Source organism: Herbaspirillum sp. CAH-3, assembly GCF_009668275.1.
GTDB lineage: Bacteria > Pseudomonadota > Gammaproteobacteria > Burkholderiales > Burkholderiaceae_D > Herbaspirillum > Herbaspirillum aquaticum.
The window spans coordinates 1-16,049 of record NZ_VSWE01000035.1 but is presented as its reverse complement, the minus strand read 5'-3'; the positions used below and the strand labels follow the sequence as shown (position 1 = coordinate 16,049).

The following is a 16,049-nucleotide window of genomic DNA, read 5'->3' as shown; positions in this document are numbered from 1 at the left end:
GCGGGGCAGGGTGGGGGGTGCTCAGGCTGAGCTGGTACGCGTTATGCTCTACACCTTTCTCGCCAAGGAGCAGTGCGATGCGATGGGAGGTAATGGAATTAAAACAATGCGGCGAATATGCATTGCAGGTTCGCTTCAGGGATGGCGTGGAAGGGCCGGTCAGGTTTCTTCCGAGTTTCTTTCGCGGGGTCTTTGCTGACCTGCAGGATCCCGAGCAATTCAGCCAGGTGCGGTTGGTCGGTGGCGTGGTGACCTGGCCTGGTGAGCTGGATTTGGCACCGGACGCCATGCATGATGAGATCAAGCGCAATGGCCAATGGCTGCTTGCATGATCAAGCCACGATGACCGTACCAAAGAAAAAGCCGCTTCCAAGGAAGCGGCTTTTCAACATCAGCACAGCTTGCAGCGATCAGCGATCGCCGTAGGAGCGGCGCGGGCCGTCAGCGCGGAAGCCGCCGCCATTGCCCTTGTAGCCACCACCGCCGCCACCTTCGCGACGCGGGCCGTTGCCGGCCGGCTTGGCGCCGCCGAAGCTGCGGCCTTCGCGGTTGCCGCCGAAGCCGCCTTCGCGATGGCCGCCTTCACGGTTGCCGCCGAAGCCACCTTCACGATTGCCACCGAAACCGCCTTCGCGGTTGCCGGCGCCGTAACGCGGGCCGTTGTTGCTGCGGCCATCACCCGGACGCCAGCCGCCCGGCTTGCGCGGGCTGCGCGGTGCAGCCGACTTCTTCGGCTCGAAACCTTCGACCACATCCACCGGAATGGTCTGCTTGGTGAAGCGCTCGATGCGCTTGACCTGCATGCCTTCGGCGTGATTGACCAGCGAGATCGCCACGCCATTGCGGCCGGCACGGCCGGTACGGCCGATGCGGTGCACATAGTCTTCAGCGAACTTGGGCAGGTCGTAGTTGAACACGTGGGTGATGCCCGGCACGTCGATGCCGCGCGCTGCCACGTCGGTGGCCACCAGCATGCGCACCTGGCCGCGGCGCAGGCTGTTCAGGGTACGGTTGCGGGCGCCCTGGTGCATGTCGCCATGCAGTGCGGCAGCAGCGAAACCGGCGATGTTCAGGCGATCGGCGATGGTGTCGGCGTCACGCTTGGTGGCGGTGAAGATCACGGCCTGGTCGATGCTGGTGTCGCGCAGCAGGTGGTCCAGCAGGCGATTCTTGTGCGACAGGTCATCCACGAAGTGCACGCGCTGCATGATGTTTTCATGACGGGTCGACGAGCTGGCGATCTGGATGGTCAGCGGGTTGTTGGTGATGCGCTTGGCCATGTTGCCGACGACGCCGTCCAGCGTGGCCGAGAACAGCATGGTCTGGCGGGTGGCCGGGGTCGCAGCGACGATCTTTTCGATGTCATCGATGAAGCCCATGTCCAGCATGCGGTCGGCTTCGTCCAGCACCAGGATCTGCAGCTGCGAGAAGTCGATCTTGCCCGATTCCATGTGGTCGATCAGGCGGCCCGGGGTCGCCACCAGGATTTCCGGGTTGCGCGACAGCAGTTGCATCTGCTTCGGATAAGGCATGCCGCCCAGGATGGACACCACGCGCACACGGCGCATGTAGGCACCGTACTTGTCAGTGGCGGTGGTCACTTGCAGGGCCAGTTCGCGGGTCGGGGTCAGCACCAGCATCTTCGGCTGTGCCGGCTGGTAACGCGGACGCTCGCCACGGGCACGGCTGGCCTGGCGTTCCTGGTTGGAGGTACGGGCCGCTTGCGGCGCCTGCGGCAGGTCTGCCAGCTGGTGCAGCGACGGCAGCATGAAAGCGGCGGTCTTGCCCGAGCCGGTCTGCGAGGACACCAGCAGATCCTGGCCGCTGATGGCGGCGGGGATGGCCTTTTCCTGGACCGGGGTCGGGGAGGTATAGCCTGCTTCGGTCAGGGCTTTGATGATCGAAGGGTTCAGGCCGAGTGCTTCAAAAGTCATAATCTCTTTCGTGAAAGTGAACGCCAGGCACGAGACGGGCGCACGCAAGCGCGCCGGGCATCGAGTGCCTGACCGAAAAAAAGCAACGCCAACCGACGAAATGACTATGAAAAATACAAAGAAATTTCGGCACAAAAGCTTTGCGCCGGGACGGCATCATCGAGGGATGCCAGGGGCGGGGGGCTTTTACTGGGAACTTGTCGTAATGACAGGTAAGGCTTGCGAAGCTGCTTGGGCAAATACGGCTGGAAACGCTGCAGGGCAGATTTCACGCCCGATTCGCCTGTGCATTGGTTATTGCAATGCACAAGGCGAATCATACCCTAAAACATCGAAATTAGCACGAAGCTATTTCGAGAAACTGTCTCTTTATTGTGGGGGACGCTTGCTAATTGCGGCAATTACTCTGCCATGCCGCCCACGACGCGGGAGAAGCCACCATCCACATAAGTGATTTCGCCGGTGATGCCCGAGGCCAGGTCGGAGAGCAGGAAGGCCGAGGCATTGCCGACGTCTTCAATGGTGACATTGCGGCGCAGCGGGGCGGTCGCGGCCACGGCACCCAGGATCTTGCCGAAGCCCTTGATGCCGCTGGCGGCCAGGGTCTTGATGGGGCCGGCCGAGACGCCATTGACGCGCACGCCCTTGGGGCCCAGCGATTCGGCCAGGTAGCGCACCGAGGCTTCCAGCGACGCCTTGGCCAGGCCCATGGTGTTGTAGTTGGGCACCACGCGCTCCGAACCCAGGTAGGTCAGGGTCAGCAGGGCGGCGTTGGAGGACAGCAGCGGCATGGCCGCCTTGGCCATGGCCGGGAAGCTGTAGGCGGAGATATCGTGGGCGATCTTGAAACCTTCGCGCGAGAAACCTTCCAGGAAGTCGCCGGCGATGGCTTCGGAGGGGGCGAAGCCGATGGCGTGCACCAGGCCGTCCAGCTGGCTCCAGGACTTGCCGAGGTCGGCGAACAGGGCATTGATCTGCTCATCGCTGCCGACGTCGCAGTCGAAGACCAGCTTGCTGTCGAATTCTTCGGCGAACTTGGTGATGCGGTCCTTGAAGCGTTCACCGACATAGGTGAAGGCCAGTTCAGCGCCTTCGCGCTTGCACGCCTGGGCGATGCCGTAGGCGATGGAACGGTTGGACAGCAAGCCGGTGATCAGGATTTTTTTGCCTTGCAGAAATGCCATGTTGACTCCGTAGGGTCCGCCGCGTGCGGCGCGCCTCTGGCGGGCAGAAGCAGGCGCGGTGCGGCCGGTAAGTGATAGCGGCGCCGCGCAGTGGCGGCAGCCGGGGTGGGACAGACCCGGATTGTAGGGGCTTGCGGCAGGCGCGGCAACCTTTGCAGCGCTGCCAGGGCAGGGCGCGGCGAGCCAGGCCGCATTTGTCAAGTTGCTTTAATTGCTTCCCTGTAATCGCTGCTCTCTTTACAATGCCCCGACACGGAAATCGTTTCCAGATCCCGTCCTGCAGGCTGCAGGCATTCGGCCGGAGCCCATCAGGCGCGGGACTTGCTTGCCCCCGAGACATCACAGCCCACGAGAGTGCAGACAGACAACCGCATGGTCCCGCCCCTGAAGACAGCCAAGATTTTCCTCTCCTGCCTGCTGGCCGCCGCCCTGGCCCATGGCACCCCGGTCGCCGCCGAGCCTGCCTTTTCCCTGTATGACACGCCCAAATACGGGCCCGGCTTCACCCATTTCGACTACGTCAATCCGGATGCGCCCCGGCGCGGCACGCTGACCCTGGCCAATCCTGACCGCCGCACCAGCTTTGACAAGTTCAATCCCATGTCCATGAAGGGCGTGGCCGCCGCCGGGCTGGACCAGCTGATGCTGGAGACGCTGGCCGTCTCCTCCGCCGACGAGGTCGCTACCGTCTATGGCCTCCTGGCCGACGATATGAAGCTGGCTGCAGATCGCATGTCGATGACCTTCCACCTCAATCCCAAGGCGCGCTTCAACAATGGCGACAAGGTCACCGCCGAGGATGTGAAGTATTCGTTCGACACCCTCATTGCCAAGGGCGCCCCGCAATACAAGTCGGTCTTTGCCGATGTAAAGGGCTGCGTGGTGGTCGATGCCGCCACGGTGCGCTTTGACTTCGCCAGCAACAACCATGAGTTGCCGCTGATCGTTTCCAGCGTCCCGGTCTTCTCGAAGAAATGGGCCCAGGGCACGCCCTTCGACCAGATCCAGCTGACGCCGCCCATCAGCACCGGCCCCTACCTGATCGAGAGCTACGACACCGGCCGCAGCATCATCTACAAGCGCAATCCGGACTACTGGGGCAAGGATGTCCCGGCCCGGCGCGGCATGTTCAACTTCGAGCGCATCGTCTACCGCTTCTACAAGGATGACCTGGCACGGCTGGAAGCCTTCAAGGCCGGCGAGTTCGATGTGGTGGTGGAATACAGTGCCAAGAACTGGGCACGCAGCTACGCCGGTCCGCAGTTCCGCGACGGGCGCATCGTCAAGAAGGAATTCAAGCATTCCAACGGCGCCGGCATGCAGGGCTTCGTGATGAACCTGCGGCGTGACCAGTTCAAGGATGTACGGGTGCGCCAGGCCATCGGGCTGGCGCTGGATTATGAATGGATGAACCGCCAGCTGTTCTACGGCCAGTACACGCGCATCTACTCCTTCTTCAACAACAGCCAGCTGGCAGCCACCGGCGAACCGCAGGGCGATGAGCTGGCCTTGCTGAGGTCGCTGCAGGCCAAGGGCCTGAAGGTCGATCCGGCCGTCTTCGGTCCGGCACCGGTTCCGCCGTCGACCAATCCGCCGTCTTCCTTGCGCGCCAACCTGCGCCAGGCGCGCGAACTGCTGGCCCAGGCTGGCTGGGTCTATCGCGATGGCGCCGTGCGCAATGCCCAGGGTGTGCCGCTGTCCTTCGAGATCCTCGATGACCAGAGTTCGATGTCGCGCGTCATCAGCGTCTTCGCGCGCAACCTGCGCACGCTGGGCATCGATGTGGTCCAGCGCAGTGCCGATTACGCGCTGGTGGCCAAGCGCATGGAAGACTTCGATTTCGACATGACCAGCGTGCGCTTCCCCGATACCAGCAGTCCCGGCAACGAACTCTTCGACATGTTCGGGTCGCGCGCGGCCGACGAAAAGGGTTCCAACAATGCCTGGGGCCTGAAGGACCCGGTGGTGGACCAGCTGGTGCAGACGGTGGTGGCCGCCGATACGCGGGTCAAGCTCACCGCGGCGGCCCGCGCCCTGGACCGCGTGCTGCTGCACAAATACATCGTGGTGCCGCACTGGTATTCGTCCACGCACCGCATCGCCTACCAGAACCGCTTCGGCATTCCGGCGGTGGCGCCGCTGTATTACCAGGCCGATCCCTACGTCATCAGCACCTGGTGGGAGGAGAAGGCGCGATGAGGCAAGAGATGAATGAAAAGACCAAGACCCGCGCCCCGCGCGCCGGAGAAGAACGAGGATGGTGGCAGGCATGAATATCTGGTCCTACATTTTGAAGCGGGTGTTGCTGATGATCCCCACGCTCTTTGGCGTGGTGGCCATTACCTTTGCGGTGATCCAGTTCGTGCCGGGCGGCCCGGTGGAGCAAGCGATGCTGGAGATGAAAGGGCGCGGGGGCGGTGGTGAAGCCTCCGGCGGCGGCGCGGCCAGTGGCGCCTCGGCCTATCGCGGACGGCAGGGCATCGACGAGCAGCGCATCGCCGAGATCAAGCAGCTCTACGGTTTCGACAAGCCGCCGGTGGAACGCTTCTGGACCATGCTCAAGGGCTTCCTCACCTTCGACCTCGGCAAGAGCTTCTATCACCATGGCGATGTCTGGACTTTGGTCAAATCCAAGTTGCCGGTCTCCATCAGCATCGGGCTGTGGACCTTCCTGCTGAGCTACCTGATCTCGGTGCCGCTGGGCATCGCCAAGGCGGTGCGCGAGGGCAGCCGTTTCGATACCGCCACCACCGGGCTGGTGCTGGTCGGCTATTCCATCCCCGGTTTCGTGCTGGGCGTGTTCCTGCTGGTGCTGTTTGCCGGTGGCAGCTTCGTGCAGTGGTTCCCGCTGCGCGGCCTGACTTCGGACAACTGGGCCAGCCTCTCGTTGACGGGCAAGATCACCGACTACCTGTGGCACATCACCTTGCCGGTCACGGCCTCGGTGATCGGTGCCTTTGCCGTCATCACCATGTTGACCCGCAACACCTTCCTCGAAGAGATCCGCAAGCAATACGTGCTGACCGCGCGCGCCAAGGGACTCTCCGAGCGCAAGGTGCTGTACAAGCATGTGTTCCGCAATGCCCTGATCCCGCTGGTGACCGGTTTCCCCTCGGCCTTCATCGCCTCCTTCTTCGCCGGCAGCCTGTTGATCGAGACGCTGTTCTCGCTGGACGGCATGGGCCTGCTGGCCTATGAATCGGCGATCCGGCGCGACTATCCGGTGGTGATGGGCACGCTGTATCTCTTTACGCTCATCGGCCTGGTGGTCAAGCTGGTCGGTGACCTTTGCTACGTGTGGGCTGATCCGCGCGTCCAATTCGAAAGCCTGGCGAAATGAGCATGACGACCCCCGCCACTGCCTCCACCCGTTCCATTTCACCGAGCCGTCGCATCTGGCTGCGCTTCCGTGCCGACCGAACCGGCTACTGGAGCCTGGTGATCTTTTCCATTCTCTTCATCGTCAGCCTGGGCGCCGAACTGGTCTCCAACGACAAGCCGCTTGTGGCCAGCTACCAGGGCAAGCTGATGTTCCCGATGCTGAAGGATTATTCAGACAAGCATTTTGGCGGCGACTTCGACTCGCCCGCTGACTACCTCGATCCCTTCATCGAGCAGCAATTCCGCAAGGACGGCAATTGGGTGATCTATCCGCTCAATCGTTACGGCTACAACACCCTGAACTATTTCGCCAAAGAGCCCAATCCGGCGGCCCCTTCCTCGGAGAACTGGCTGGGCACCGATGACCGTGGCCGTGACGTCTTTGCGCGCCTGCTCTACGGCTTCCGCGTGTCGGTGCTGTTCGGCATGGCGCTGACTTTCATCGGCGTGGTGCTGGGCGTGGCGGCCGGTGCCGTGCAGGGCTACTTCGCCGGGCGGACCGACCTCATTACCCAGCGCCTGCTGGAGATCTGGGGCTCGATGCCGGAGCTGTACCTGCTCATCATCTTTTCCTCCATCTTCCAGCCCAGCCTGGGGCTGCTGCTGGTGCTGCTGTCGCTGTTCGGCTGGATGAGCCTGTCGGACTACGTGCGCGCCGATTTCCTGCGCAACCGCAATCTCGAATACGTGCAGGCCGCGCGCGCCATGGGCTTGCCCGATCGTCTCATCATCTGGCGTCACGTGCTGCCCAACAGCATGACCACGGTGGTGACCTTCCTGCCTTTCCGCATGAGTGCGGCCATCCTGGCGCTGACCAGCCTGGACTTCCTCGGCCTGGGGGTGCCGCCGTCCACCCCCAGCCTGGGTGAGCTGCTGGCCCAGGGCAAGAACAACCTGGATGCCTGGTGGATCGCGGTGGCTACCTTCGTGGTGCTGACCGTGACCCTGCTGCTGCTGACCAATATCGGCAACGGCCTGCGCAACGCCCTGGACGTACGGAGGAAGGCATGAGCGCCCCGCTGCTGGAAGTGAAGGAATTGACGGTGCGCTTCGGCGACGCCGTGGTAGTGGATCGCGTCAGCTTCACGATTGCCCCCGGCGAGAAGTTCGCCCTGGTCGGGGAATCGGGTTCGGGCAAGACGGTCTCCTCGCTGGCGGTGATGCAGCTGAACCAGGATGCCCGCTACGAAGGCAGCATCCTGCTCGACGGCCAGGACGTGCTGAAGAAGAACGAGCGCCAGATGCAGCAGGTACGCGGCAACGATGTGGCGATGATCTTCCAGGAACCGATGACGGCCCTGAACCCGCTCTTCACCATCGGCAACCAGATCGCCGAGGTGCTGATGCTGCACGAGGGCCTCAATGCGCGCGATGCCGCCACGCGGGCGGTAGCGCTGCTGGAAAAGACCGGCATCCCGGAACCGGCGCGCCGGGCGCTGTCGTATCCGCATGAACTCTCGGGCGGCCAGCGCCAGCGCGCCATGATCGCCATGGCCCTGGCCTGCAAGCCCAAGCTGCTCATCGCCGATGAACCGACCACGGCCCTGGATGTGACCATCCAGGTGCAGATCCTGGCGCTGCTGAACCAGTTGCAGCGCGAAGAGAACATGGCCGTGCTCATCATCTCGCACGACCTGAACCTTGTGCGCCACTTCGCCGATCGCGTCGGCGTGATGGAAAAGGGCAAGCTGGTCGAAAGCGCGAGCGTCTCCGAACTGTTCGCCAATCCTCAGCAGCCGTACACGCGCAAGCTGCTGCAGAGCCGTCCGCAGCGCAATGCGGACGATGTATCGGCGCAAGCGCCCGTCGTCCTGCAGGCGGAGAAAGTACGCTGCACCTATCACATCAAGCAGGGCTGGTTCGCCAAGCGCGCCTTCCATGCAGTCGATGGCATCGACCTGCAATTGCGGCGCGGCGAGACCATCGGCATCGTCGGTGAATCCGGCTCCGGCAAATCCACGCTGGGCATGGCCTTGCTGCGGCTGTCGGCGGCCAGCGTGGCGGGCAGCATCCGTTTTGAGGGCGCGCCGATTTCCGATCGCAGCAGCCGGGAGCTGCGGCCCTTGCGGGCGCGCATGCAGGTGGTGTTCCAGGATCCTTTCGCTTCGCTCTCGCCACGCCGTACGGTGGAGCAGATCGTGGGCGAAGGGCTGGCCCTGCATCGTCCCGGGAAGACGCCGGAGCAGCAACGCGAGGCCATCGTCTGCGCACTTGAAGAGGTGGGCCTCACGGCGGCGGTGCTGGAACGCTATCCGCATGAATTTTCCGGCGGCCAGCGCCAGCGCATCGCCATCGCCCGCGCGCTGGTGCTGCAGCCGGAACTGCTGTTGCTGGACGAGCCGACTTCGGCCCTGGACGTGACCGTGCAGCAGCAGGTGCTGCAGCTGCTGGCCGACCTGCAGCGCCGACATGGCCTGGCCTATCTGTTCATCACCCACGACCTGGCCGTGGTGCAGGCCATGGCGCACCAGGTGATCGTGATGAAGGATGGCAAGGTGGTCGAGAGCGGTCCGGTCGAACAGGTCCTCAAGCAGCCGCAGCAGGAATACACGCGCCGCTTGGTGGCCGCCGCCACCTACGCCGAAGCCGCGCGCTGAAGGTCTCGCCAAAAAGAAAACCCGAAGTCCGGATCAGCTCCGGGTCTTCGGGTCCATGCAGACTGCAATCTTTTTCTTGTTCCGTGCTCAAGGCGCGTCTTGTTGTGATGGGCGGTCAAGCCGCCCGGGTCTCCTCCGGTTTCCTCCGGATTATTGCTTGCGGGCGCCGTTGCCCGAGGCCAGCGTCAGCGGCTTGCCGGCGACCTTGCGCGCCGGAGCCGGCGCAGCCTTGCGTACCGGGGCCTTGGCCGAGGCCACCTGGCGGCGTACCGGGGCAGCGTGGTGGGTCGCCGCTACGCGGGTGGGCGCAGCGTGGGCCGCGGTATTGGGCACTTGCAGCTGAAGGCTCTGGCCGGCGGCCAGGGTGTCACGCTTCAAGCCATTCCATTCCTTGATCTGTGCCACGCTCACGCGGTAACGGCTGGCGATGCCGGCCAGGGTGTCGCGCTTGCCGGCCTTCACGTAGATGCGGCGGCTTTCCGGCACATCCGGTGCGATGGCCAGGCGGGCGTTGTCGGCGATCTCCGGGGTCAGGTCGGTATCGAGCGAGGCGGTTTCTTCGTTCTTGGGCACCAGGATGGTGGAGCCGGCCTTGAGGACCATGCGCGGCGGAATCTGGTTGACGCTGCGGATCACTTCAGGCGTGGTACCGAACTTGCTGGCGATGGTTTCTATGCGCTCGCGGGCGCTGGAGACGGTGTGCGCCGTCCAGGTCGAGAAAGCCTGGGTCCACTTGGACATGTTGGACTTGAACTTCTCGGCATTGCTTTCCGGCAGCAGGATCTTGGTGTCTTCGCCGCCGATGATGACGGGGCGGTTGAATTGCGGGTTCAGCGCCTTGAACTCGTCCAGCGACAGCTCGGCCAGTTGCGCGGCGACCTTCACGTCGATGTTGCGGGTCTTGCCGATGGTGACGAAGTAGGGCTGGTTGTCCACCTTGGGCAGGGCGATGTCGAAGGCGGCCGGGTTGGCGATGATGTTCTTGACCGCCTGCAGCTTGGGCACGTAGTTGCGGGTCTCGTTGGGCATCTGCGCCGACAGCGTATTGAAGTCGATCGGCAGGCCGGCCGCCAGGTTGCGGTTCACCGCGCGCTGCACCGAGCCTTCGCCCCAGTTGTAGGCCGCCAGTGCCAGCTGCCAGTCGCCGAACATGCCGTAGAGCTTCTGCAGGTAGGTCAGTGCGGCATCGGTCGAGGCCAGCACGTCGCGGCGCTCGTCGGTGAACATGTTCTGCTTGAGGTTGTAGTCACGCCCGGTGGAGGGAATGAACTGCCACATGCCGGCGGCCTTGGCGGTGGAGAGGGCTTCCGGGTTGAAGGCCGATTCGATGAAAGGCAGCAGCGCCAGTTCGGTGGGCATGCCGCGCTTTTCCAGTTCCTGCACGACGTGGAACAGGTAGCGCGAGGCGCGCACCGTAGTGCGCTGGATATAGTCGGGACGGGAGCTGTACCACTGGGTCTGGCTCTCCACCAGCGAATTGTCCAGATCAGGAATCCCGAAGCCCTTGCGGATGCGTGTCCAGATGTCGATGTCATTCATCCCGGGCAGGGCATTGCCGGCCAGTTCGGGATTGATCGCATTGAAGGGGGCGGGGTAGATCGAGATATCGTTGGCGTGGGAGAGCAGCGGGGTACCAGCGCAGAACAGGGCGGCAATGGCGAATTGTTTCAAAGTACGCTGCATGTGGGCGATATCCTGTGCCAGAGGCAAAAGTTGGGTGCGGCGCTTCCGTTGCAGAGCTGTGATGAAGCTCAACACCTCCTGCCGGCGGAGTCCGGATCAGTCCGATCACGGGCGCGTGCAGGTTGACGGTAATGCAAGGTCGGAAGCTGCGAGTTTCCCCGGCGTGGTGCAGAGAGGACAGCGTTTCGTAAAAGTTCGTAAAAACGCTGGTGCCCATTTTGGGGAATTGAGGGAGTGTACGGAAGACCCTTTTCGCCAGTCAAGCAGAAATTGGCCTCTGTTACAAAGCCAAGTCCTTGATTTCGCTGGTTTTTGCGGCTAACTGGCCCTCAATTTGGCGTTATCTGTAGGTATTTTTCCATTCGCGCAGGGCTGCAAAGCTGCTAACTTCATTCAACTCCGTCAATCGGCCAGCCTTTTGCAGCGATTCCTGGATTTCTTTTTCTTTGGCGCGCAGGAAGGGATTGGTGGCGCGCTCCAGGGCGATGCTGGTCGGCACCGTCGCTTCCCCTTGGTCCCGCTTGGCACGCTCGCGCTGGATGCGGGTGCTGAGCTCGGCATTGCCGGGCTCGACCTCGGCCGCGAATTTGAGGTTGGAGAGGGTGTACTCGTGGGCGCAGTACGCCCGCGTATCGCCCGGCAGACTGCTGAGCTTGGCCAGTGACTCCACCATCTGTGCCGGGGTGCCTTCGAAGAGGCGGCCGCAACCACCGGCGAAGAGGGTATCTCCACAGAACACCAGTTGCTCTTGCGGCGAGTAATACGCGATATGGCCCAGCGTATGACCGGGCACGTCAATGACTTGCAGCGACAGGCCGAGCGAAGGGATCTTCACTTCGTCGTTCCCATGCAGCGGGACCGTCATCCCCTTGATGCGGGATTGCTCGCGTGCCGGCCCGTAGACCGGGATGACCGGGAATTCGTCGCTCACGGCGCTGCGCGCCAGCTCGACCACACCGCCGACATGGTCAGCATGGTGATGAGTCAGTAGAATAGCGGCCAACGTCAGGCCCTCGGCCTGCAATGCGGCCAGGACGGGGACCGCGTCGCCGGGGTCGACCACGGCGGCATGGCGCCCGTCATGGATGATCCACAGGTAGTTGTCGTCGAACGCCGGTACGGCCAGGACGTCCAATGAAGTTTTCTGATCTGCTTGAGCTGGCTTGGCTGGCTGGGTCATGAGGCGCGAAAGAAGAGATGGCTGACAAGGCTGAAACTGCTGTGACTGCGAACAACGCGGAAATTATAGACCTGGCCGCCTGGTTGCAGACGCCCATCGGCGATTACCTGCGCCAGTGGGAGCAGCAGCACCTCAATGCGCTCACGGCCGACATCTTCGGATTCAACGCCGTGCAGATCGGTTCCCCCCAGATCCACGCCCTGCAGGCCAACCGCATGCCCTATCGCTGGCTGGCCGACAACCGCATGCCGGTGGAAGGGCAGTCCGAGCTGGAAATTCCCCAGGTAGTGACGCAGGATTTCGGCGAACTGCCTTTTGCCACCCAGAGCCTGGACCTGGTGGTGCTGCCCCATGTACTGGAATTCGCCGCCGAACCGCACCAGGTGCTGCGCGAGGTGGAGCGGGTGCTGATCCCGGAAGGACAGGTCATCATCTGCGGCTTCAATCCCAGCAGCCTGTGGGGCATGCGCCAGGTGGCCGGACGCCTGACCGGTGCCCACTTCCTGCCGCAGGATGGTGAATTCATCCGCCTGCCGCGCCTGAAGGACTGGCTGAAGCTGCTGAACATGGAAGTCAACCGCGGCCACTTCGGCTGCTACGCGCCGCCTTGCGAGACGGCGCAATGGCTGGACCGCTTCGGTTTCATGGAAAAGGCCGGCGACCGCTGGTGGCCGTATTTCGGCGCGGTCTACATCGTCCAGGCCATCAAGCGGGTGCCCGGCATGCGCCTGATCGGCCCGGCCCTGCAACGGCAGAAACTCAAGGCCCCGCGCGGCGTGCCGGTGACCAACCGCATCCACAAAACCGATTGAAACGAGGGCGTGTCGGCGCGATCAGGTATCATCGCGGCCCGCCTGTCATGCGCAAATGTGCATGTGCAACCAGATTGAAGTGAAGAGCATGGACAAAGTAGAGATTTATTCCGATGGCGCCTGCAAGGGCAATCCCGGCCGTGGTGGCTGGGGCGCGTTGCTGGTGGCCGGTGGCAAGGAGAAGGAAATCTTCGGTGGCGAGCCCAACACCACGAACAACCGCATGGAACTGATGGCGGTGATCCAGGCCCTGAACGCCCTCAAGCGTCCCTGCGAAGTGGTGGTGCATACCGACAGCCAGTACGTGCAGAAGGGCATCAGCGAGTGGATCCACGGCTGGAAGGCGCGTGGCTGGAAGACCTCCAGCAAGGAGCCGGTCAAGAACGCCGACCTGTGGCAGGCGCTTGATGCCGCCCAGCAGCAGCACCAGGTGGAATGGCGCTGGGTGCGCGGCCACAACGGCCACGCCGGCAATGAACGGGCCGACCAGCTGGCCAACCGGGGCGTGGACAGCATAGGCTGACCGTTCCGGCGTTTTCTTTCATATCAGTGTTTTAGCAGCATCCATATCAGCAGGAGCAAGCATGCGTCAGATCATCCTCGATACCGAAACCACGGGCCTTTCGCCGCGCAACGGCAACCGCATCCTGGAAATCGGTTGTGTGGAGGTGCTCAACCGCCAGCTTTCGGGCAAGAACCTTCACTTCTACATCAATCCCGAGCGTGACTCCGAAGAAGGCGCGCTGGCCGTCCACGGCCTGACCACCGAATTCCTGGCCGACAAGCCGACCTTCAAGCAGATCGCCGCCGAGTTCCTGGACTATGTGCGCGGGGCCCAGATCATCATCCACAACGCGCCCTTCGACGTCGGCTTCCTCGATGCGGAACTGGCCTTGCTGGGCCTGCCACCGTTCAAGGAGCACGTTTCCGACGTGGTGGACTCGTTGCAGATGGCCAAGGAGCTGCACCCGGGCCGCCGCAATTCGCTCGACGCCTTGTGCGACCGTTACGGCATTTCCAACGCCCATCGCGTGCTGCACGGCGCACTGCTGGATGCGGAGCTGCTGGCCGAAGTCTATCTGTCGATGACGCGCGGCCAGAATTCGCTGACCATGGACCTGGGGGCCGAAGAAGAAGTCAGCGAAGGCGAAGGCAAGCTGGAACTGGCCCCGCTGGCGGAGGTGATCGTGGTGGCGGCCAGCGAGGAAGAACTGGGTTTGCACGAAGACGTGCTCAACCAGCTCGACAAGGAGGCGCGTGGCAACTGCGTGTGGCGCTTTGAACCGCCGCCGCCGGAAGCGGCTGCAGAGGCGGCCTGACGCTAGGCAGTGCAGGGGGCTTTGTCGTCGTCCGGCAGCGATGTCGATAAAAAATGAAGAATTATTTACGAAGCACTTGCGCAGGCCGAAAAACGTTGGCATAATCTCGCTTCTCGATTGGCGCTGCAGCAAAAAGCCAGTCAGGTACGGAAGGTTAGCTCAGTGGTAGAGCACTGCATTCACACTGCAGGGGTCGCAAGTTCAAACCTTGCACTTTCCACCAAATTCAGAAAAGCCCGCCTTGTGCGGGCTTTTCGCATTTCTGCGCTTTCTTCCGTTTTTCTTTCCACGTTTTCTCTCTCTGCATGACGGGCGTGATCCGTTAAGCTAGCGGCCATTCGTCAAGAACAGGACCCCAACAGCCATGCACGACATCATCTGCCCCCACTGCGGCAAAGCTTTCAAGATTGATGAAGCCGGTTACGCCGACATCCTCTCGCAAGTGCGCGACAGCGCCTTCGAGCAGCAATTGCATGAGCGCCTGGAACTGGCCGAGCAGGACAAGCGCAACGCCATCGAACTGGCGCGCGCCAAGTCTGAAGCCGAGTTGCAGAAGGCGGCCGCGGCCCGCGATGCCGAGATCCAGGAATTGAAAGCGCGCCTGGAAGCCGGCGAGATGGCGCAGAAGATGGCCGTGGCCGAAGCCATGGCCAACGTGGAGCGCGAGCGTGACAAGCTGGCCCACGACCTGGAGCAGGCCAGGAAGGAAAAGCTCGCCGACCAGCAACTGGCTCAAGCGCGCCTGGCCCAGCAGCTGCAGCAGACCGCCAGCGAGAAGGATGCCGAAATCCAGGCATTGAAAGCCAAGATGGATTCCATCGCCCTGACCCAGAAGCTGGCCGTCAACGAAGCCGTCGGCGCGGTGGAGAAGCAGCGCGACGAACTCAAGAGCAAGCTGATGCACGCCGAGCTGGAAAAGCAGCTGGCCGAGAAATCACTGAAGGACAAATACGAGACCCAGCTGAAGGACCGCGAAGACATGATCGAGCGCCTGCGCGACATGAAGGCGCGGCTCTCCACCAAGATGGTGGGCGAGACCCTGGAGCAGCACTGCGAGACGGAGTTCAACCGCATCCGCGCCACCGCCTTCCCGCGTGCGTATTTCGAGAAGGACAACGATGCACGCAGCGGCAGCAAGGGTGACTACATCTTCCGTGATACCGATGAAGGGGGAACCGAGATCGTCTCCATCATGTTCGAGATGAAGAACGAGAGCGATCGCACCGCGACCAAGAATCGCAATGAAGATTTCCTCAAGGAACTGGACAAGGACCGCCAGGAGAAGGGCTGCGAATACGCCGTGCTGGTCTCGCTGCTGGAGCCGGAGAGCGAGCTGTACAACACGGGGATCGTGGATGTATTTCACCGCTACCCGAAGATGTACGTGGTACGTCCGCAGTTCTTCATTCCCATTATCACGCTGCTGAGGAACGCCGCGCTCAATTCGCTGAAATACAAGAATGAGCTTGCAGTGGTGAAGGCGCAGAACATCGACATCACCAATTTCGAATCCGAGCTCGACACCTTCAAGGCGGCCTTCGCCAAGAACTACGACCTGGCTTCGCGCCGCTTCCAGACTGCCATCGACGAGATTGACAAGTCCATCGACCACTTGCAGAAGACCAAGGAAGCCCTGCTCGGCACCGACCGCAACCTGCGGCTGGCCAATGACAAGGCGCAGGATGTGACCATCAAGCGCCTCACGCGCGGCAATCCGACCATGGCGGCGAAGTTTGCGGAGGTCAAGAAGGAGCAGGGTGAGGAAGAGCAGTAAGCCAGCCCGAGCTTATTTCCCGGCGAAGGCCGCAAACTCGCTGCGCAGCGAGCGGTAGAGGCTGCGGTAACGCTCCAGTCTGCGGGCGCTCTGGTCCTGATGCGCAGTGACTGGTTGATAGGTCTGTTCAATGGGGGGAGCGGTGCACACGCTGGCCACATCCTCCCCCGTCCGCGCCAACCTGC

Annotated in this window: 13 protein-coding genes and 1 tRNA gene; 10 read left to right on the top strand and 4 right to left on the bottom strand. The window is 62.6% G+C overall.

Features of this window, described 5'->3' with window-relative positions:
- On the top strand, nt 1–332 hold a 332-nt coding region (locus tag FYB76_RS26260; RefSeq protein WP_229297112.1), incomplete at its 5' end, for a DUF2442 domain-containing protein.
- Nucleotides 333–410: 78 nt separating this feature from the next.
- On the opposite strand, the gene FYB76_RS26255 is transcribed toward FYB76_RS26260, so the two are convergent.
- Together FYB76_RS26255 and fabI are read right to left on the bottom strand one after the other, a co-directional pair.
- Complete coding sequence (locus FYB76_RS26255) at nt 411–1,934, bottom strand: DEAD/DEAH box helicase (protein ID WP_154135576.1); 1,524 nt, start codon at nt 1,932–1,934, stop codon at nt 411–413.
- Between the two features lie 401 nt (nt 1,935–2,335).
- The gene (gene fabI, locus FYB76_RS26250) at nt 2,336–3,118 is read right to left on the bottom strand and encodes an enoyl-ACP reductase FabI (RefSeq protein ID WP_013235368.1); all 783 of its coding nucleotides are present in this window, start codon (nt 3,116–3,118) and stop codon (nt 2,336–2,338) included.
- 372 nt (nt 3,119–3,490) lie between these two features.
- Between fabI and FYB76_RS26245 the strand changes: the two genes are divergently transcribed.
- The 4 genes from FYB76_RS26245 (at nt 3,491) to FYB76_RS26230 (ending at nt 9,096) form a co-directional block, all read left to right on the top strand.
- A complete protein-coding gene (locus tag FYB76_RS26245) occupies nt 3,491–5,317 on the top strand; it encodes an extracellular solute-binding protein (RefSeq protein ID WP_154135575.1) in 1,827 nt (608 codons plus the stop codon).
- A 70-nt stretch (nt 5,318–5,387) separates the two neighbouring features.
- Nucleotides 5,388–6,458, top strand: coding sequence for a microcin C ABC transporter permease YejB (locus FYB76_RS26240; protein ID WP_088754993.1), 1,071 nt, complete (start codon nt 5,388–5,390; stop codon nt 6,456–6,458).
- Nucleotides 6,455–7,510 (top strand): ABC transporter permease, encoded by a 1,056-nt coding sequence (locus FYB76_RS26235; protein ID WP_088754833.1) that lies wholly within the window; start codon nt 6,455–6,457, stop codon nt 7,508–7,510. The genes FYB76_RS26240 and FYB76_RS26235 overlap by 4 nt, the downstream gene beginning before the upstream one ends.
- Complete coding sequence (locus FYB76_RS26230; RefSeq protein ID WP_154135574.1) at nt 7,507–9,096, top strand: ABC transporter ATP-binding protein; 1,590 nt, start codon at nt 7,507–7,509, stop codon at nt 9,094–9,096. The genes FYB76_RS26235 and FYB76_RS26230 overlap by 4 nt, the downstream gene beginning before the upstream one ends.
- A gap of 150 nt (nt 9,097–9,246) precedes the next feature.
- Here the strand turns inward: FYB76_RS26230 and FYB76_RS26225 are convergent, their stop codons facing one another.
- Both FYB76_RS26225 and gloB read right to left on the bottom strand, forming a co-directional pair.
- A complete protein-coding gene (locus FYB76_RS26225) occupies nt 9,247–10,779 on the bottom strand; it encodes a transglycosylase SLT domain-containing protein (RefSeq protein ID WP_154135573.1) in 1,533 nt (510 codons plus the stop codon).
- 340 nt (nt 10,780–11,119) lie between these two features.
- On the bottom strand, nt 11,120–11,914 hold the full coding sequence (gene gloB, locus FYB76_RS26220; protein ID WP_154135572.1) for a hydroxyacylglutathione hydrolase: 795 nt from the start codon (nt 11,912–11,914) through the stop codon (nt 11,120–11,122).
- A 62-nt stretch (nt 11,915–11,976) separates the two neighbouring features.
- Between gloB and FYB76_RS26215 the strand changes: the two genes are divergently transcribed.
- From FYB76_RS26215 to FYB76_RS26195, 5 genes are all read left to right on the top strand, one after another.
- A complete protein-coding gene (locus FYB76_RS26215) occupies nt 11,977–12,771 on the top strand; it encodes a class I SAM-dependent methyltransferase (RefSeq protein WP_088754837.1) in 795 nt (264 codons plus the stop codon).
- An 88-nt stretch (nt 12,772–12,859) separates the two neighbouring features.
- Nucleotides 12,860–13,294 carry a ribonuclease HI gene (rnhA, locus tag FYB76_RS26210; protein WP_034340887.1) on the top strand — a complete coding sequence of 145 codons (435 nt, stop codon included), beginning with the start codon at nt 12,860–12,862 and terminating at the stop codon, nt 13,292–13,294.
- Between the two features lie 61 nt (nt 13,295–13,355).
- Complete coding sequence (gene dnaQ, locus FYB76_RS26205; RefSeq protein WP_154135571.1) at nt 13,356–14,090, top strand: DNA polymerase III subunit epsilon; 735 nt, start codon at nt 13,356–13,358, stop codon at nt 14,088–14,090.
- 148 nt (nt 14,091–14,238) lie between these two features.
- A tRNA-Val gene (locus tag FYB76_RS26200) sits at nt 14,239–14,313 on the top strand.
- A 141-nt stretch (nt 14,314–14,454) separates the two neighbouring features.
- A complete protein-coding gene (locus FYB76_RS26195; RefSeq protein WP_154135570.1) occupies nt 14,455–15,864 on the top strand; it encodes a DUF2130 domain-containing protein in 1,410 nt (469 codons plus the stop codon).
- The last annotated feature ends 185 nt before the right edge of the window (nt 15,865–16,049 follow it).